This window comes from Proteus sp. PR00208, assembly GCF_016238545.1.
Taxonomy (GTDB): domain Bacteria; phylum Pseudomonadota; class Gammaproteobacteria; order Enterobacterales; family Enterobacteriaceae; genus Proteus.
In genome coordinates this window covers 92424-111607 of record NZ_JAEHQE010000003.1, presented here as the reverse complement: position 1 = coordinate 111607, position 19184 = coordinate 92424, and the positions used below count along the sequence as shown (strand labels likewise).

At 34.8% G+C, this 19184-nt stretch carries 13 protein-coding genes; 4 read left to right on the top strand and 9 right to left on the bottom strand.

Going from position 1 to position 19184, the window contains the following annotated elements; translation table 11 throughout:
• Positions 1 to 68: 68 nt before the first annotated feature.
• Positions 69 to 2153: a TonB-dependent siderophore receptor gene (locus tag JEP36_RS04025; RefSeq protein ID WP_102086734.1), complete on the bottom strand. Its 2085-nt coding sequence runs from the start codon at positions 2151 to 2153 to the stop codon at positions 69 to 71.
• A gap of 339 nt (positions 2154 to 2492) precedes the next feature.
• Between JEP36_RS04025 and JEP36_RS04020 the strand changes: the two genes are divergently transcribed.
• Positions 2493 to 5120 (top strand): hypothetical protein, encoded by a 2628-nt coding sequence (locus JEP36_RS04020; protein WP_102086735.1) that lies wholly within the window; start codon positions 2493 to 2495, stop codon positions 5118 to 5120.
• Between the two features lie 90 nt (positions 5121 to 5210).
• Here the strand turns inward: JEP36_RS04020 and JEP36_RS04015 are convergent, their stop codons facing one another.
• The 6 genes from JEP36_RS04015 to JEP36_RS03990 all read right to left on the bottom strand — a co-directional run bounded on the left by JEP36_RS04015 (position 5211) and on the right by JEP36_RS03990 (position 12580).
• Entirely contained in the window at positions 5211 to 6809 is a 1599-nt protein-coding gene (locus tag JEP36_RS04015; protein ID WP_040133156.1) for an ABC-F family ATPase, read from the bottom strand.
• 227 nt (positions 6810 to 7036) lie between these two features.
• A complete protein-coding gene (locus JEP36_RS04010; RefSeq protein ID WP_040133157.1) occupies positions 7037 to 7663 on the bottom strand; it encodes an NAD(P)H-binding protein in 627 nt (208 codons plus the stop codon).
• Positions 7664 to 7669: 6 nt separating this feature from the next.
• Positions 7670 to 8158, bottom strand: a complete 489-nt coding sequence (hutX, locus tag JEP36_RS04005; protein WP_232797447.1) for a heme utilization cystosolic carrier protein HutX — start codon at positions 8156 to 8158, stop codon at positions 7670 to 7672.
• A 42-nt stretch (positions 8159 to 8200) separates the two neighbouring features.
• Positions 8201 to 9547 carry a heme anaerobic degradation radical SAM methyltransferase ChuW/HutW gene (gene hutW, locus JEP36_RS04000; protein ID WP_052038365.1) on the bottom strand — a complete coding sequence of 449 codons (1347 nt, stop codon included), beginning with the start codon at positions 9545 to 9547 and terminating at the stop codon, positions 8201 to 8203.
• Positions 9548 to 9560: 13 nt separating this feature from the next.
• Positions 9561 to 10439, bottom strand: coding sequence for a heme/hemin ABC transporter substrate-binding protein (locus tag JEP36_RS03995; protein ID WP_040133469.1), 879 nt, complete (start codon positions 10437 to 10439; stop codon positions 9561 to 9563).
• A gap of 2 nt (positions 10440 to 10441) precedes the next feature.
• Complete coding sequence (locus JEP36_RS03990; RefSeq protein ID WP_040133159.1) at positions 10442 to 12580, bottom strand: TonB-dependent receptor plug domain-containing protein; 2139 nt, start codon at positions 12578 to 12580, stop codon at positions 10442 to 10444.
• Between the two features lie 305 nt (positions 12581 to 12885).
• Here JEP36_RS03990 and JEP36_RS03985 point away from each other — a divergent pair, with 305 nt between their 5' ends.
• The 3 genes from JEP36_RS03985 (at position 12886) to JEP36_RS03975 (ending at position 16880) form a co-directional block, all read left to right on the top strand.
• Positions 12886 to 13341, top strand: a complete 456-nt coding sequence (locus tag JEP36_RS03985) for a YaiI/YqxD family protein (RefSeq protein ID WP_040133470.1) — start codon at positions 12886 to 12888, stop codon at positions 13339 to 13341.
• 139 nt (positions 13342 to 13480) lie between these two features.
• Positions 13481 to 14881 (top strand): amidohydrolase, encoded by a 1401-nt coding sequence (locus JEP36_RS03980; RefSeq protein WP_102086737.1) that lies wholly within the window; start codon positions 13481 to 13483, stop codon positions 14879 to 14881.
• A 352-nt stretch (positions 14882 to 15233) separates the two neighbouring features.
• Positions 15234 to 16880 (top strand): DUF4139 domain-containing protein, encoded by a 1647-nt coding sequence (locus JEP36_RS03975; RefSeq protein WP_232805406.1) that lies wholly within the window; start codon positions 15234 to 15236, stop codon positions 16878 to 16880.
• 128 nt (positions 16881 to 17008) lie between these two features.
• On the opposite strand, the gene yidZ is transcribed toward JEP36_RS03975, so the two are convergent.
• A complete protein-coding gene (gene yidZ / locus JEP36_RS03970; protein ID WP_040133161.1) occupies positions 17009 to 17983 on the bottom strand; it encodes an HTH-type transcriptional regulator YidZ in 975 nt (324 codons plus the stop codon).
• Positions 17976 to 19148 carry an MFS transporter gene (locus tag JEP36_RS03965; RefSeq protein ID WP_040133162.1) on the bottom strand — a complete coding sequence of 391 codons (1173 nt, stop codon included), beginning with the start codon at positions 19146 to 19148 and terminating at the stop codon, positions 17976 to 17978. The genes yidZ and JEP36_RS03965 overlap by 8 nt, the downstream gene beginning before the upstream one ends.
• Positions 19149 to 19184: the final 36 nt, after the last annotated feature.

Below are 19184 nucleotides of genomic sequence, written 5' to 3'. Positions count from 1 at the left end.
TCATTTATAAAATCATATTCCGCCTTTTATTGCATGGTTAACAATAAAAAGCGGAATAAAAAAGAAAATTACCAGCGATATTTAGCGTTTAATAAAACAGAACGAGATTGCCCGTAATAGCAGTAATAATCACAGCCAGAGAGATATTCTTTATCAAGAATATTGTTGATATTTAGCTGTAATTGCCACTGTTTATTGAAATTATAGGTTGCTGCCATATCCCATAATGTTGCACTTGGTACTGTTAAATCACTGCTCTTAGGATTATCTTTAGATTTACCTAAATAACGAACACCCGTTCCTAAAGTTAAATCTTGGGTTCCTGTTATTGGAATAGTGTAACTACCCCAAGCAGAAGCAGTATGTTTAGGAATTAAACCTGCTTGTTGTTTACCTCTATTACCCGTGTCATCGGTTTGCATATCGGTATAGGTGTAATTGGCTTTTAACGCTAAACGTTCCGTTAATTGCATTTCACTTGTTACCTCAATACCTTTTGAAGTCACTTTACCTGTTTGTGTTGAAACAAATGTCGTTGGGTTTGCAACAAGCGCATTTTTCTGAGTGATATCAAACCAAGCAATATTAAAGTAGCCATCCATAAAATCAGGTGTATATTTCACACCTGCTTCAATTTGCTCACCTTTTAACGGTTTATACAGATCCTTTGTTGCTGGATCGATAGTGCTCATTACCTCAAAGGACTCGGAATAACTGACATAAGGCGATAATCCATTATCCGCTAAATACATTAATCCTGCATTCAGGCTAAATTCGCTATCAGTACGAGATTTATCCTCATTTTTTACTTTTGCTGTATTCTCTGTTTTTACCCAATCTTGGCGTACACCAGCAACGGCAATCCAGCGACTATCAAATTTGGTTTGATATTGTGAATAAAGGCTATATTGGGTTTTATCAATAGTCCTATTAACGTTATCTGCTGGATTGAGTGGGGTATAGTTTCCGTAAATAGGGTTCCAAGGATTAATGGTGCCAAAACTATAATTATCTTGTTCATCACCTTTAGTTTGGTGATATTGCAATTCTGCGCCTGCTAATAATGTGTGCTCAAAGTTATCCGTATCCCATTCACCGACCACATTATTATCAAAGGTAATACTTTGATTTTTACCATCACGGAAAACAACACCGCGATTCAATTCTGTTGCTGTTATATCTGAATTAGGAAATGCATAAACACTACGTAAGAGCAGATCGTTATAACCATAATTTAAACGTTGAGAAAAACGCCAAAAATCATTGATGTTACTCTCTAATAAATAACCAGCTGAAATTTGGGTTCGTTTATATTTATCGTATCCTGGTTCACCTAAGTTGGTAGTAGGCTTTATTTTACCAAAAGGAGATGAAATTAATGTACCGGCAGCAGGGAAGAAAGGATTAGTTGGCGTACCATCATCATGCAAATAGGTTGCCATAAAGGTTAATGATGTATCATCAGTCAGGTTGATCGCAACACTTGGCGCAAGGTAAATGCGCTCATTATCAGTGTGAGATAATTCTCCATCTGACTTTTTCATTAATCCAACAAGACGATAGCGCACACGTTTATCATCGGTAGCACTTGAAACATCAAAACCTAAACCACGTTGGTCATTATTTCCGACCTCAAGAAATACTTCATTTTGAGGCTTAAAGCTGGGTTTCTTTTGTACGACGTTAACCGCACCACCTGGTGTCGATTCACCAAATAATACCGCCGATGCGCCTTTTACCACTTCAATTTGTTCAAAACCATAAGGCTCTAATAACCATGTATAATAACCATCACGGAAAAGACGGCTACCATCTAAATAGGTTGCTGCTTCAAAGCCTCGAACACGAAGCCAATCTGTGTCGTTATCCGCACCATAAGGTTGAGAGACAACACCAGATGTATAACGCAATGCTTCATCTAATTTTTGTGGAGCATGTGTTTCTAGATCTTGTTGAGAAAGAACAGAAACCGATTTAGGTGTTTCTTGCAAACGTGTATTTACTTTTAGTGCTTGAGCGCTCACAACAAGCTTCTCAACGTGTTCTGTTTTTGCTGTTTCTTCAGCAAAAGCCTGTGTAGTCAAAATAAAAGGAAGGGTGGCAGAACAAAGTAATGCCACAGGTTTCAATTTAAATGCATAAAAATTAATCACAATAAGTCACCGAATAATAATCATTACTATTACCACTATTATTCATGTAATCGATACTAAGGTAAATTAATTTATGCAAAAATGTCTATAAATGATAATTTTTCGGGTTAATTAACTGCTTATGTCAATCCAAGCAAGGCGTCCACCGACAGAAGTGCTGCGATGTTGTGCATGGTGGCTTAAACATAAAAATAGTATTATTGATATATTGGCATATGCTCTACATTATAAAAAATAAAAGTATTTTTTATTAAAATAATCAATATATTTATTTATATTAAGTAATTTTATTATTATTTATTATTATTTTACTTTAAATACTTTCAAACTAAGTGAAATATGAATAGCATAACCATAGGAAATAGTAAACTAACATCAGCTCAAGTTGATAGGGTTTTATCTGGAGAAAAAGTCAATAAAGTCATGACTATCTGGGATAAGATAAAAGATTTTTTCCATATTAGCGATAAAAAGCAAGTCATGACATTGTTTTATGATGTTTATTATAACCCTAAAGTTTCATTTTTAGATAAAATAGATAAATTTCAAGAACTAAGGAATTTATCACTAAATGATTATAAAGATACATTTAACATTAAAATAGATGATAATGTTTTTTATTTTGAGATAGGGGACATTCAGGATGGTACACATATATCTCAATCATATTTTAAAATTGATTGCACAGAAGAACAAAATGAAAACATCATTAATAATCAAAGTATTAAATCATTGTTTAATCAATCACCCCAAAATGATATTGATAATATAGTATCAATAGTAGTAGATAAAATAGATAGAATAAATAAAATGGAAAATAAAAGCACGGAAGAAAAAATAGAATTAATAAGAAGCACTTTATCATTATTATTGAATGATGATAACTATAGAGATAAAGAACTCGATTCTTTTAAGAAAGGAAAATCAAAACTAAATGAGATTGCATCAAAAAAAAATTGTAGCGGAATGACAGAAAAATATGTCATGGATAAAATATGGAAAATAATAAAAGAAAATGGTAATGAAAAATATAATGACTATTACACCAGTTTATTAATAGACAATATTTTTAACGATAGGTTTTATTCAACCTATAATATAATATATAGTTATCTGGGACTGAAAGAAATTCTCAATAAAGACAGAAAAATATTAGATATAGAGTTTACACCAGAAAAAGTAACTTTTTTTCTTCTAGATGAAAATAATAATAAAATCATATCCAATGAACATTCAAATATAACACAGAAATTTAATTTAGACTTTGCAGCATTTGAATACATTATAAATAATGAAAACGTATACAATAATGCAAATTTAAAGGAAGACAAAGAAAACTTAACTAATTTTTTATCTACTTACTATATATTAAGTGAAAAATTAGATGAAAAAGACAAAGGCGACTTGTTTATTAAAATATTGAATTTAAAGGAAGAAAAAAACATATTAGGTGATAAATTAGAATTAATTAAATCGATATCTAAACAATATAATAATAGTAATATAGATAAAAAACTGGACATTAAAATAACTCAAGAAAAACAAATAGAATTTAAGCTTAAAACCAGTGAAAAGGGGAATGACAATGTATTAAAATTTACCATTCCTTATGATGATAATAATTTAGATTTACTTAATATAAATAACTTTAACAATAGCGATTTCTCCATTGAAAACAAAATAAATATATTAGCAAATTTAGATAAGTATAATAAAAACTCAACTATATTAAAGATCTTTCATTATCATAATTTTGAAAAATCTTCAGAGTTAAAGGAAGAATTTAAAAAAGAATATGGAGAAGAATTTGAAAAAGAATTTCGCGGAATAATCGAGCCTTTATTGATGGATGAAAAAAAGACAAATATTTTTGAGATTAGTACCGAAGAAAAAAACATAATAGAAAACTTACCTAAAAGTATCGGCATTTATAGTGTCGAACAAATAAATGAAGTATTTAAATATTATAACGATATATTATTTATAAAAAGATTAGACTTACAAGACATTGATAATAACAATGAATATATAATAAATTCAAAAATCGATAACTTAATTTTAAATAGCAATAACAAGAAAGAAACTATTAGCGAAGAGTTTTCCGATGTGCTAAATAAAACAGTTGTAGAAAACATCACCGAAAAATTAAAAAAAATAGAAACAGAGTCTAAAATAAATATTTTATCTTTAAGTAAAATTAACACAGAAAATCTTAATGAAGAAAAATATCTTGATACCTTATTTTCTGGAAAGTTTAATGAAATTATAGAAAAATACTATAACGATGGAAAGTTTAAGAATGTAACTAATTTTATGGAAGTTAAAGTAGATAAAAAAAGTGAAAAAGATGAAGAGATAATTAAAATTAGAGTATCAGAAGAACATGCACAAACTTCTCTAATTAATGCAATTCAAGAATATGTAAAATCCCCCGCAAGCTTTCTAGCAAATAAACTTAGCAATTCAATAGAAAAAGAAAAATCAATATTAAATTTAGCAGTTATAGACCGCTCTTTATTGATCGAAATTGATAATAAAATATCAGATTTAACTGAACTCGTTGATAGAACACCAGATGGAAATAATTTAGATAATATTAAAAGTTTATTACTAATATATAAAAAAACAAGAGAAATAATTAGTAAAAACCAAGATATAAATAAATTAGCAAAGAAAGAAAAAGATACTACTGGGTCTATAATCAATGATAGTGCGTTAAATGTAGCATTATTAAACAATATAGATATGTTGGGTATTTTATTATCAGATAAACATATGGATTTAAAATATAAAAAGGATAAAGAAGAGAAATTTAAGCTTATCGAAGAAAAACAAATCAGTGAAGATTTATTATTTGAAACTCCTTTATTATACAGTGGCTTGGAAATAATGATAAAAATAAATAGAAAAATAAAAAATAAGCCTGATGTGGAAATTTCAGGAAACTATAATAAAATAAGAATGTAAAAACCCATTTATCTAAATTTAAAAAGGCTTAGTCAATTCACTAAGCCTTTTTCATTTATCTTATCTACTATTTAATAAATAGGGCGGCGATTAAGCCTCAACACCTTTTTTCGCTAAGAACTCATCATAAGTTCCTTGGAAATTAGTCACTTTTTCAGGTGTAATTTCAATAATACGGTTTGCTAATGAGCTAACGAATTCTCGGTCATGAGAAACGAAAATCAACGTACCTTGATAAAGCTCTAATGCCATATTCAATGATTCGATAGATTCCATATCTAAGTGGTTGGTCGGCTCATCCATAATTAAAATGTTTGGTTTTTGCATCATTAGCTTACCAAATAACATTCTACCTTTTTCACCACCAGATAAAACTTGGACTGATTTCTTCAAATCATCTTGAGAGAACAGTAAACGACCTAATACGCTGCGTACAGATTGCTCATCGTCTTCTGGTTTCATCCATAAGCTCATCCAATCAAATACTGTCATATCCACTTCAAAATCAGTTGCGTGATCTTGTGCATAATAGCCAATGTTTGAGTTTTCAGACCATTTTAAACGACCTGTATCAGGTGTTAATTCACCGACTAATGTTTTGATCATTGTCGATTTACCCACACCGTTATTACCTAAAATAGCCACTTTTTCGCCCACTTCAAGCATCATATTGACGTCTTTAAACAGCGGGGCATTATCATCATAGCCTTTAGAGATATTTTCCACTTCAAGCGCATTACGGAATAATTTTTTCTCTTGTTCAAAACGAATGAATGGGTTTTGACGGCTAGACGCTTTCACTTCTGCTAATTGAATTTTCTCAATTTGTTTTGCACGAGAGGTTGCTTGGCGTGATTTAGATGCATTAGCACTAAAGCGACTCACGAAAGATTGTAATTCACTAATCTGTGCTCTTTTCTTCGCATTATCCGCTAATAAACGTTCGCGAGCTTGAGTCGCTGCAAACATATATTCATCGTAGTTACCGGGATGAACAGCAAGCGCACCATAGTCTAAGTCTGCCATGTGCGTACAGACCATATTTAGGAAGTGGCGATCATGGGAAATAATGATCATGGTACTGTTACGTTCATTTAGCGTTTGCTCAAGCCAACGAATGGTATCAATATCCAAGTTATTCGTCGGTTCATCCAATAATAGAATATCTGGATCAGCGAACAGGGCTTGCGCAAGTAACACACGTAATTTCCAACCGGGAGCCACTTCACTCATAGGGCCATTATGTTGTTCTAATGGAATACCTACGTTTAGCAATAATTCGCCAGCACGAGATTCAACGGTATAACCGTCCATTTCACCAAATTTCACTTCAAGATCAGCAACACGTAAACCGTCTTCTTCGCTCATTTCAGGTAAGCTATAGATGCGTTCGCGTTCTTGCTTCACTTCCCAAAGTTCTGTGTGACCCATAATTACCGTATCAAGCACAGTAAACTCTTCATAAGCAAACTGGTCTTGTTTTAGTTTACCAAGGCGTTCATTAGGATCGAGAAATACGTTGCCGCTACTTGGCACTAAATCGCCACCTAAAATTTTCATAAAGGTTGATTTACCGCTACCGTTGGCACCGATTAAACCATAGCGATTTCCGCCACCGAATTTGACAGAAATGTTTTCAAACAGAGGCTTTGAGCCAAACTGCATAGTGATATTATTGCTGATTAACAAGACGAATACTCATTATTAGTGAATGACAAAAGGTAATGGGGCGGCATTATGCCACAAGTTACCCCTATTAAGACAGTAAAGTGACGAATGACTATAAAGGAATTTTTGTTGTGAGAGAAAAACACATCGTAATGTGAGTTATTGCCCACGAGAAAAATAAGAAAAAAGAGATAACACAAAAGTGCTATCTCCAAGAATAATAGAGTAGATATTAATACATAACGTGCTTATTTAGAAGGCACTAAACCAGGTTCAACTACGGCATAGACTTGATCGTCTAAAAGGTCAGCGTCTAGAAGTTGTGCCACTAAACGTGCAACATCTCGGCGATTAACTAAACCATGAGTTTCTTCGTATTGATAAAGCTGAGCCTTACCCGTTTCTTCACCATTCAGTAATCCACCGGGTCTGACAATCGCATAATCAAAACGACTGGTTTGCAACCACACTTCAGCCAATGATTTTTCTCTCACAGCTTGACCAAACGCGGCTTTTGCTCTGTCAGATAACGCGACCCAACTATCGCCACACCCTAACGAAGAAACCATTAACATACGCTGAAAACCCATTTTCTCCGCAGTATCAATTACGGTTCGATGAGCTAAATAATCATTTTCACCGCCCATTGTGGAAATGATGTCTGCTTCTTTTCCTGCCAATGTTAAAGCAGCTTCAACAGCCTTAGCATCAATCGCATCGCCGATAACTGTTTTGATCCCTTTTTCTTCTAACCGATTAGCTGCCTCTTCGGAACGAACTAAAGCCACAATAGGGCGTCGTTGTGTAACGCCAATATCTGCAATATGTGCGCCAACACCTTTACCGCCAGCGCCAAAAATAACCCATGTTTTCACGCGCAATTATTCCTTATTTAATTGTTGTGCTAATTGACGGAAGGCTGATAATTGCTCTGGTAACAATTGACGATGTTCGTCTCTACCAAGGAAAATCTTAAACATTGCAACGCCTTCATGATTAAAAAATAAGATAGAGGCGGTATCCATACCCATAAATTTACGCTCGATCATCGCAATATATTGGCAATTTTCGGCTTTAATATGGCCTGTCATTCCTTTTTTACCACGTAAGTTAAAATAGCCATGACGATGAAAACCACTTGGTAATTCACCGCTAAACTCTAAAATAACATCTTGAGTATGCACAAGCGTGGTGACATTACCCCATTTCATGACGTTATCCCACACTATATCGAATTGCTCACCACCCATTAATGAACGTGATGGTAAATGTCTTACAACGTCTAATAACGTTGTATTAAATTGCGTCGCAATAGTTTCCAATGTGCCATCAGGCTCTGTCATTAAAAATTGTTGTAACTCTGTATTCATGATGTTGTTTCCATCTTTTCATTAATAGTAAGGGTGATGAGATTAACGAGGAGTATTTAACTGCAAAATTAATTGCTGTAAGGAAGTCAGTAAATTACTTGCCCAAAACCGACCTTCATTGGTCAGTTTCATGCAAAGAAAATCATCTTCAACAAGACCTGCTTGATACCATTGATTTAATAAAGGGGAGAGCTGAGTCGCTTGCGGACTTAATTTGGCTAAATCAACACGACCACATTCAATGCCCGCTTGTAGTTCATGACGCCAACGAAAACCGCTGTCTGTTGTACGGCTCATCATCATCAACGGTTTTTGGTTATCCGTGATTTTTTGATAATAATTATCGAGTGAGCGTTCAATCATCCAAGAATAACCATTAACTGAACCACCAGCACCAGAGCCAAAGGCAAGACAATCCGCGCCTTGTTTAATTAATAAATTATAGAGATTGCGTTCACGAGTTGTTCTAGCCCAATGACTATTACTGATCTGACGCCAACCCACGTTATCCATAAAATCACAACCTTGAAGATAAAGCGCTCGCCTTTCTATCGGTGTTGGTACTGTCACACGTTGATTTTCGACAGCTTTACCTAATGGTGTATTTGGCAATAAATTCAAGGCATATAAATCGACACCATCTAAGCCAATATCATGGGCAATAGTCAGATCCTCTTGCCAATTCAGCGCATTTTGTCCCGGTAATCCAAATAACAGATCACACACCACAGCAGCTCTATCTCGTAAACAGAGTCCTTTCATAAACTTAGCGGCTTCTTCACCGGTTGATGTCCTTGCCATTCGTTTACGTATTTTGCTGTTAAAGGTTTGAATACCAATAGAAAATCGATTTGCACCTGCATCTAAACAAGCATCAATTCGATTATCATCAAAATTTAAAACGCGACCTTCAATCGTGATTTCGCAATCTGGTGCTAAGGGGAGTGATTGGCGTAAATGTGTGATCACACGATAGAGATCTTTTGCTGATAATGCAGAAGGGGTTCCACCGCCAAAGTAAACTGCATGAATTGGTGCTGACTGATAAAGTAAGCTATCTGATTCAGCCGATATCTCACGCAGTAATGCGTCGGTATAACGCTTACAGGCTGCTTCGTGATAGTTATTTTGATAGAAACCACAAAATGTACAATGCGTTGCACAAAAAGGGATATGAATATACAACAAACGTTTACACGCAGGCGTTTTACTGTTTAACAGTGTTTGCCATGTAGATTGTTGATCTCCTTTCGCAATAGGTACAGAGCCTCGCCACGGCATTGTGGCATGTCTATCACGAAAAGGGCTATCACCCTCAAGTGCAAAATGGGGAGTAAGATCGATTTCAGTCGAAAATTGCGTGCTATGTGTTGCGACTAACTCTTTCATTATTAAATCATTCCTACTTATTATCATTAACAGGATCAGCGGGATAAAATTGTTGATGCAATAACTCCACGGCATCCACAATACGAGGTCCCATTCCCAAAATAAGGGATTGATCAATTTCAATAATGCGTTGATTTTTCCATGCTTGTGTCATTGAGACACCGGGAACGGACGCTAATCCTTCAGAGGATCTTATACCGCCAGTATGGTTTTGTTGGCTTTGTGTGGTTATAACGATAACTTCTGGGTCAGCCGCGATAATGGCTTCTGCGCTATAGATACGATAATTTTCGTGAGTGGCGATATTATCTCCACCCGCTAATGCCAAAATGGCATCTGCAACACTGTTTTTTCCTGCAACTTGAGGAATTCCCCCTCCTGGTGAAAGAAAGAACAATACTTTTACTTTGCGCTTAATGTGATTATTTTTAGCTGTGATCGTCGTTAAACGAGATTGCAGTGAACTAATCAAAGTTTCTGCTTCTGTCTGTTTATCTAATGAAACCGCTAAGGTACGAATATTTTTAAGCATTAATTCAAACGTAGCGGGTGTTCTTGGTAAAGAAATAACCTTTACATTATGTTGTGCGAGTTGGCGTAATACCATTCTAGGTTCAGCATCATCCCAAGTCACAAAAGTAGAAGGGCGTAATGACAGAATGCCTTCTGTACTTAACTGTTTCCAATATCCGATATGAGGCAATGCTTGTGTTTGTTCAGGATAAGACGTTGTTTCATCAACACCGACAACCTTATTGCCAGCACCTATGGCATAAACCAATTCCGTTATAGAGCCTCCAGCAATAACCCAGCGTTCATTATTTTTGTTTTCTTTTGCCATTAAGTTAAAAGGCAACAATAACAAACTAAGTGCGATTACTATTTTTTTCATAATTAAAATGCCCATGTCAGACCAACTGCTGCATTAATCCCCGCGGCAGGAATAGATTCATGAGCCGTTTGATAACGCTTATTTAAAATATTATTTAAATCGAAGTTAATACGGTATTGATCGTTATGACCAAATTCTGTACTCAATGAAAGATTAATCGTCGTCCAACCTGCATAGTGCTGTTTATTTTCGGGGTTACTATGATCTTTCGCTTTTGTTGCTGCTCTTAAATATAAGTCCGACATTAGATTCATATTATTGAGCAGTAATAAATGCTTAGCACCAATACGAGAAGTTAATGTTGGTTCACCGGTATCCCATGTTTTCAATGTTGAACCAATAAATTGACGACGTATCACATTGGCAGAAACATAAGGAGTAATTGACCAACCTTGGTATTGAGCCATCACTTCCATACCATAAGTTTTCGCGCGATCGATATTGTCGTAATAGAAATAATCTGCGCGGCCAGTTTTACTATTTCCTTCGCAAATACGTTCTCCCGCACAAGCGATAGATGTGATGTAATCTTTAGCTTCAGAATAATAAATCGCGCTATCGATGTACCAATTATTCCCTTTATAACGCGCACCAAATTCCACATTATTAGAATGTTCAGCTTCAAGATCGCGATTACCGTAAGTCACCGCACCGCCAGCAGTTGTGTTCATGAATTGCTGAACAAGTGTCGGGAAAACATAACCTTGTGCAAACGCGAGACGTAATTCTGTATCTTTAAATCCAGAATAACGCAAATGAGATGACACAATAAAAGCGTTATCTTTCACAGAATCGTAAGCTAATGTCTTATAACTTGTTCCTGTTTTATTATGGTGAATAGTTTCATCACCATCTTGTAATTCTGATTCCAACCAATATTGTCTGGCGCCCATAGTCCATGACCAATCATCTGTTATTTTCCAATCATTTTGGGCAAAAACAGAGATATTGGTTTGTTTACTGCGGTTATGCAAAAGAGATTGTTTTTCATAATTAACAGCAGGTGGAAAACCCGTTGTACTATTTGAAGAAGTCTGCCCAGCGGACGTTTGTTTTACTTTATCTTGTTGATATTGAGCGCCTAAAATTAACTCATTATTTGCAGGTAAAGTAAAATTAGCCTGCATAGTCATTCCATAAGTATTTTGAGTGTCTTCAGACTGAGTTCGGTTTTTAACGGTTAAATTACCAATCATTGGGCTACCCGTTGGGGTAACAACACCAACACGGTTTTCAAATTTTCGCTCTATACGTTGTGTATAGGCATCAATATGAAGTTTTTTGAAATAATCTGTATCAGCATCATAGTCATAAAATAAACCGACTTTTTCACGCTCAAGTTTAGGTACTTTAACGCTAAACTCTTGATATTTTCCTTCATCAGCATAATAAGATTGTGTTGATAAATTATAACGATCGAGCGAAAGACCAAACTTATGTTTATCCACTTTATAACCTAACCATGCACCTTGACCGTTATTTCTAAAATGCGTATTAGGTAAACGCCCATCAGGAGTATATCTATCACCATGATCGGCATAACTTCCATTAAGGCGATATTCAAAATCACCGACAGTACCTGAAATTAATGCAGACTCTCGCCATCCCATCGTTGCTGAGTCATAAACGACTTTGACATTTCCCCCAAAAGGCTTATCGCCACCTTTTTGAGTAATTAAATTCACCACACCGCCAATAGCTTGTGAGCCATAAAGCACAGAATAGGGGCCTTTAACCACTTCAATACGCTCTAGTGCAGATTCATCAATTAAAATACCGGCACCATAATTTTGACCGCCTCGTTGATAGGTTACTTCTTGTCCATCAACCAATAAAAGTACACGCGATGATGCTTCTCCACGAATACGGATCTGTTTACGGCCAGCAAGGCTATTGTCTGTAACTTCAACACCAGGAATATCACGTAATTGGTCAGCAATAGAAGATGAATTTGATTGGCTTAATGTTTCTTTATCAATAACTTGGATAGTAGCAGGGCTGTTCCATAAAGAAGTTGCGCTACGTGTTGTTGTCACAACAAGTGTTTCTTCTTTAGGTGGAGCATTATCAGCAATAGCATATTGAGAGAGTGAGAGTGTTAAAGCGGACAACACGAAGCAAGATTTAAATTGAATGCACATAGTCGCAGACCTTAATGAGATCGGTAATTATTATCATTCGCTTTATAATTTAAGTTTTGGTATTCATCAACATAAAAATGGCAAATAGAATACATCTTTGATTTTGATCAAGGTAAAATTGTGATCTCATGCACAATGGATGCTTAAATAAACAAAAAAGGCATAAAAAGAAGGGTTTTTAAGCAAATAAAGAAAAGGAGACGAGAAAGAGTAAAGCTTCAATCACTTAGTTAGTATTAATGTGTTATTTTAAACACCATAAATATAGACCATTTAATACCGAAGATAACAAAGAGAGTGTTGTTATGCCTATATGGGTTGATGCTGATGCATGTCCAAAAGTAATCAAAGAAGTGTTATATCGTGCAGCAGATAGAGAAAAAGTGATTATTACGTTTGTTGCTAATCAACGATTAATTGTACCTGCATCGCCTTTCTTACGTACATTACAAGTTTCGGCTGGGTTTGATGTTGCTGATAACGAAATTGTTCGCCGCACCAATAAAGATGATTTGGTTATTACCGCTGATATTCCATTAGCTGCCGAAGTCATAGAAAAGGGCGCAGTAGCACTGAATCCAAGAGGTGAACGTTATACTGAAGCAACTATTCGTGAACGTTTAAATATACGTGATTTTATGGATACGATGAGAGCAAGCGGTATTCAAACTGGAGGACCCGCAAGTTTAAGTCAGCGTGACCGCCAACTTTTTGCGAATGAATTAGATAAGTGGCTTTTACAACAAAAAAAGCGCGCTTAATTTAAGTCAGTAAACAAATGCGATAATAACTTCAATTAATTATTTATTCGGTGATCTCATTCACTTTCAATTGATATCAAAAACCAATGAATTTATTTATAATCTTAAGGAAATTTTCCCATCAAGACGAGAGGTAATGATGTCATTTTCTAAATCTATGCTTGCTTTAGCTGTAATGGCTGTCTCCTTTTCTAGTTACGCGGCAAAACAGGCTGATTTGATGATAGTTGACGGCACTGTTCTGACTATGGATCAGCAAAATAAAATCATTGAACAGGGTACTGTTGTCGTAAAAGAAAATAAAATTATTGCCGTTGGTGGCCCTGAGCTTTCTAAAGAGTATCAATCTAATAAAGTATTAGATGTTGATGGTGATATTGTGATGCCGGGTTTAATTAATACCCATACTCATGGTTCGATGACGGTATTTCGTTCATTAGCCGATGATGTGCCAGACAGACTTCACCGTTATATTTTCCCACTTGAAAGCAAAATGGTTTCTCGCGAAATGGTCAGAGTAGGTGCTGATCTTGCAAATATCGAAATGGTAAAAGGTGGCGTAACAACTTACGTTGATATGTATTATTTCGAAGATGAAGTAGCCAAGACTGTTGATAAAATGGGTAATCGTGCAGTATTAGGAGAGTCTGTTATTAATTTCCCTGTTGCCGATGCAAAAACACCAGAAGAGGGTATCCAATACGCAGTAAACTTTATTAAAGAATATAAAGATCACCCTCGTATTATCCCAGCATTTGCACCACATGCTCCTTACACAAATACCACAGAAAACCTTCAGAAAATTGCTAAGTTATCAATAGAACTTGATGTTCCTGTTATGATCCATTTAGCTGAAACTGATCGTGAACAAGAAGAAATCGCTAAACGTACTGGCGGTAAAAGCCCAGTTCAATATATGGCAGATATCGGAGCGTTAAATAATAAAGTTATCGCGGCTCACGCAATTATGGTCGATGATAACGATATTGATTTACTGAAAAAATATGATGTTGGTGTCGCTCATAATATAAGTGCAAATACTAAATCAGCGAAAGGTGTGGCGCCTGTCGTCGCGATGCTAGAAAAAGGTGTTCGTGTAGGTTTAGGGACTGATGGCCCAATGTCAAGTAACACACTAACGACGATGAATGAGCTAAATCTTGTGGGTAAAATCCATAAGTTAGAGAATAAAGATCGTGCTGCTATGCCACCATTAACCGTTGTAGAGCTGGCAACAATGGGGTCGGCGAAAGTATTACATATGGAAGATAAATTGGGATCTTTAGAATCAGGTAAACTTGCTGATATTATCGTTGTTGATACTAAATCACCTAACATGGTGCCAATGTATAGCCCTTATGCAGCATTAGTTTATGGTGCAAATGGAAGTAATGTTCGTCATACCATTGTTGATGGAAAAATCTTAATGGAAGATCGCCAATTATTAACAGTTGATGAAAAAGCCATTATTAAAGAAGCGCAAGATTTCTCTGATAAAGTGCGTAAAACTGTTATCGACAGCGGTGAAGTTGTTAAATAAAAATCGATAGTAATATTTTTATCCTAGGCAGTTTATTTTTAAACTGCCTTTTTCATTGTTTATTACTGAAATTTTTCTCTTATTCTTATCTAAACAAGACGATATAAAGCTAATAAAAGCTAAATATTTCCCCATCATTAAGATAATCCTTATTATTTAAATATTCATTTAATTAAAAATACTAATATACTGTTTTATCTATTCTTTTCACCTTCACGCTATTAGATCTTTAAGTTTATTCTGTTATCTAATTTATTAGAGATGCAATACTATCTAAATATACTTGTACAACAATACATCTCTATTTTGCCGTTCTTACTAATACTGCTCATCAACTATGGATAGAATGAAAATGATGATTAAACCCAACAAACTAACACTATCGCTTATTACGTTATCTATTATTAGTTCAACCAGTGCTTTTGCTAATGAAATCAACTCGGTAGATCCCACAAAACCGCTTAATTATGATATAAAACTCAATCAAGCAACTATTTTTCTACGGGGTGCTGAACTCGATAATAACGTAACTCTCAATTTACCCGCTGGGCAGAGTGAAGTTGTTTTATCTAATATTGCAAACAATATTGATCCTAAAAGCTTGTCAATTAGCATTGATAATAACGATGTGATTATTAACACCATTAACGTTAAAAAAATTCCTATTGCACCAATTTATCCTACAGTAATCACTGTATTAATAGATAAACAAAAAGAAATTAATAAACAAATTGAAGTGCTAAACATCAATATTAATGTGGGTGATGAGCAAATTGCATTACTTAAAGATCAATCATTTTTTGGCTATGGCGAAACGCAGTCATTAGAACAATCATCTCAAAAATTTGATTTTATCAGTCAGAAAATGACATCCATTTTAAATCAGCAGAAATTAGCCCGTGAAGAAATAGCTAAACTTACCGAACAATTAGAAGAATTAAACCGACAATTAGAAATTGATATGCCAATTATTGCAAAAGAGAAAACACAAATTGTTTTATCTTTAGGCACATCAAAAAACCTAACCAGTAAAATGCGTATTTCTTATATAACACCAGATGCGGGATGGTCACCCGCTTATGATATTCGAAGCCAAGGAATGGATAAGCCGATATTACTTACCTACAAGGCGGATGTTATTCAAAATACAGGCCTAAATTGGGATAAAGTCAAACTGGTTTTAACATCAACAAACCCATCACTTAATATTACTGCGCCAACATTATCACCTTGGTATTTATCTCTTTATAATAACACTGCGAAATTCAGAAATTCGAATATGGATATGAAGATGGCAATGCCAGCTCCCGTGTCAGAGGCAATGAATGAAGCACCAAGAGAGCAATTAAGTAAAGGTGTAACTCGTTACGTAACAACCAATAATAATGGTATTAATTTAAGCCATGCTATCGCGTTACCTTACACCTTAAAAAATAGCACAGAGCCTAATACATTAGTGATTAATCAAAAAGAAGTTGTTGCAGATTATCGCTATTTAACAACGCCAAAATTAGTTGAAGAAGTTTATTTACAAGCTGAAGTGAAAGATTGGGAAAATTTAAATCTACTCAATGGTCGTGCGAATATCTATTATATGAATAGCTTTGTTGGCAATAGTTATATTAATACTAACGAATTAACAGAGTTACTTAGCATTCCATTTGGAATAGATAAAAACATTCAAATTAGCCGTATTAACAATGAGAAGATAAGAAAAGAGCCTATCTTTATTGGTACAACGATTGAACAAAAAGAGAGTTATACCATTAAAGTAAGAAACACTTACAATTCTCCTGTAAAAGTAACTATTTACGATCAGCTACCACTGAGTCAGGAAAACAATATCAATGTAGCAGATACGGTTTATAAAGATGGCGTACTTGATAAAGATACTGGCGAAATTAAATGGAATATCACATTAGGTGCAAAAGAGGAAAAATCATTACCTCTAAATTACACCCTTTCTTATCCTAAAAATAGGCAAATTGTGGGATTATGATTTTTCTCGTCTAAATTTAAAAAGTAAAATAGAAGAAATAGACGAAATAGAAGAAATAGAAGAAATAGAAGAGGGTGCATTTGCACCTTTTTCTATTTTAAATAGCAGTAAAAATAGCAGTAAAACTTTTAATAAGTATTTTTCTGCATAAACTGATTAACACTATTTTTGATAGTTTCTCTTAACCACAGCACTTTAGAATTATACGCATGGCGTTTATGCCATAGTAAAATAAATGAAATATCAAGTTGTTCAGAAACACTATGTGGTAGAGGGATAGGCAATGTTACTAAATTAGGTAAAACTCGTGAGGTATAATGGACACAATATCCAGGCAAACAAGTAATGAGTTCATGATTAGGTTGAGAAATCGTAAATAAAGTTTGCTCAAATGACGTGTAAGTTATCGCGATATTACGTAAACGCCCATGCTCTGCCAATATATCATCTAGTGCCCAATGGGCACGTTTATCATATTCTGTTGAAATGTGAGAATAGTGCAAAAATGTCTCTAAATTCCAAGGTTCATTTAATAAAGGATGATTTTTTCGAACATAAACCAATGGTGTATCACGAAAAAGCTCTTCACAATCGATGACTTCAGGTAATAAATGTAACGCCTCTTTAGAGCCTGAATAATATTCACGACCTAAAAAAGCAATATCAGCATCACCATCGATAATGCTTGATAACGAGTTATATTCCCAATTTCGTATTTGCACCATTGATTGAGGATAATAATTCAATATTTCCAAAGGAAATTGATTGAGTAGTACCTGATGTAAAGGAGATTCTAATATTAAACTGAAATGAACACCTTTAGGCGTTTCGCTATTTTGCTTGCTCGCGATATGGTTACCAATATTAATAAAATCAGAAAGAGACTCTTCAATACTTAATGTCAAAGGTGTTGGAATTAATCCTTGAGGGCTACGAACGAAAAGGGGATCATCAAACCAAATCCGTAATTTAGCCAATGCTTTACTGACTGCTGAAGGCGAAATAGACAACCATTTTGCAGTTAATGTAACACTGCGCTCTTGTAAAAGAATTTGAAAAATAACTAATAAATTCAAGTCTATTCGATGTAATGGCTTATGCATCACAATTCACCTTTTGTTGTTGTCCAGAAGAACGAAAGAGATGCAAAAAGGTAAAACCAATAAGGCAACTAGCAGACAATATAACCATCAGCATATTAAGTGCAGATATTCCCAACCATCCCATAGTCCAGATATAGAGAGATGCAAAACTCAATTGCGAAATCCCTAAAATCGAACTGGCAAGCCCTGCACGCTGACTAAATGGAGAGAGCGCTTGGCTCATTATAATACCAAATAACAACGCAAACCCCGCACCACATAATGAAAATGAAGCAAAGAACCAACGAGGATCACTGTTTTTTCCAATAAAAAGAAAAATAACTGCACCTAAAAAGCTCGATAAGCCAGTATATAAAATGGTTTCATAACGAAGTTTTGTTAAAATTTTAGGCATCATAAACGACGTTGCCATACTGACCATTGAAAGCAATGTAATTGCTGTTGAATACTGCCCAGTAGTGTAATGCATTTGTTGCATAATCACGATTGGAGAGATATTAACATAAGTCAGGATCACGCTCATTCCCAAGCATGAAATAAGCAAACGACTTAAAAAGAAACTATTTAAGAAAGACTCACCAGTGATTGTGTTATTTTTATTTTTAGTCCACTGTTTTGGTTTAGTTTCTTTTATTCCAAAGAAACAATAAATAAAAATTAATAGCGCATAGATTGCCATAGCATAAAACATCACTGGCCATTTAAATTTTAATAAGATCAGAAAACCTAAAACAGGCGCTAATACTGGAATAATACAAGTAATACCATTTATCATAGAAAGGACTTTAGCGCGTTGTTTTTCAGCTAATGTATCTCGTAATATCGCAAAGGTAACAACGTAACAAAACCCAGCCCCAATACCTTGGAAAAAACGTGCAATCAAAAAATTATTTTCCGTTACAGAAATTCCCGCATTAAATGATGCCAATAAGAAAATAGCTGTTCCAAGCAATACAATGGGCTTACGCCCTAAATTATCACTACACCATCCTGCAACTAACATGGATGAAACCATGCCCATTAAATAAATTGAAAAAGCTTGATGTAATGTCGCTTCTGATGCGTCTAAATCATTCGCTATTGCCGTTAAACCTGTTAAATGTAAATCCACACCAAGAGGGTAAATCAGCACTAAACAAAAGCTAAAAAGGATATATTTTGTCATCCAGCCACCTCAATTATTCTGATGAAGAGGCATTCT

Bases quoted from the DNA above. Each gene is read 5' to 3' on its own strand.
- JEP36_RS04020 (WP_102086735.1), top strand. From the start codon at position 2,493: ATGAATAGCATAACCATAGGAAATAGTAAACTAACATCAGCTCAAGTT.
- hutX (WP_232797447.1), bottom strand. From the start codon at position 8,158: ATGAATACAGAGTTACAACAATTTTTAATGACAGAGCCTGATGGCACA.
- hutW (WP_052038365.1), bottom strand. From the start codon at position 9,547: ATGAAAGAGTTAGTCGCAACACATAGCACGCAATTTTCGACTGAAATC.
- JEP36_RS03995 (WP_040133469.1), bottom strand. From the start codon at position 10,439: ATGAAAAAAATAGTAATCGCACTTAGTTTGTTATTGTTGCCTTTTAAC.
- JEP36_RS03990 (WP_040133159.1), bottom strand. From the start codon at position 12,580: ATGTGCATTCAATTTAAATCTTGCTTCGTGTTGTCCGCTTTAACACTC.
- JEP36_RS03985 (WP_040133470.1), top strand. From the start codon at position 12,886: ATGCCTATATGGGTTGATGCTGATGCATGTCCAAAAGTAATCAAAGAA.
- JEP36_RS03980 (WP_102086737.1), top strand. From the start codon at position 13,481: ATGTCATTTTCTAAATCTATGCTTGCTTTAGCTGTAATGGCTGTCTCC.
- JEP36_RS03975 (WP_232805406.1), top strand. From the start codon at position 15,234: ATGATGATTAAACCCAACAAACTAACACTATCGCTTATTACGTTATCT.
- yidZ (WP_040133161.1), bottom strand. From the start codon at position 17,983: ATGCATAAGCCATTACATCGAATAGACTTGAATTTATTAGTTATTTTT.
- JEP36_RS03965 (WP_040133162.1), bottom strand. From the start codon at position 19,148: ATGACAAAATATATCCTTTTTAGCTTTTGTTTAGTGCTGATTTACCCT.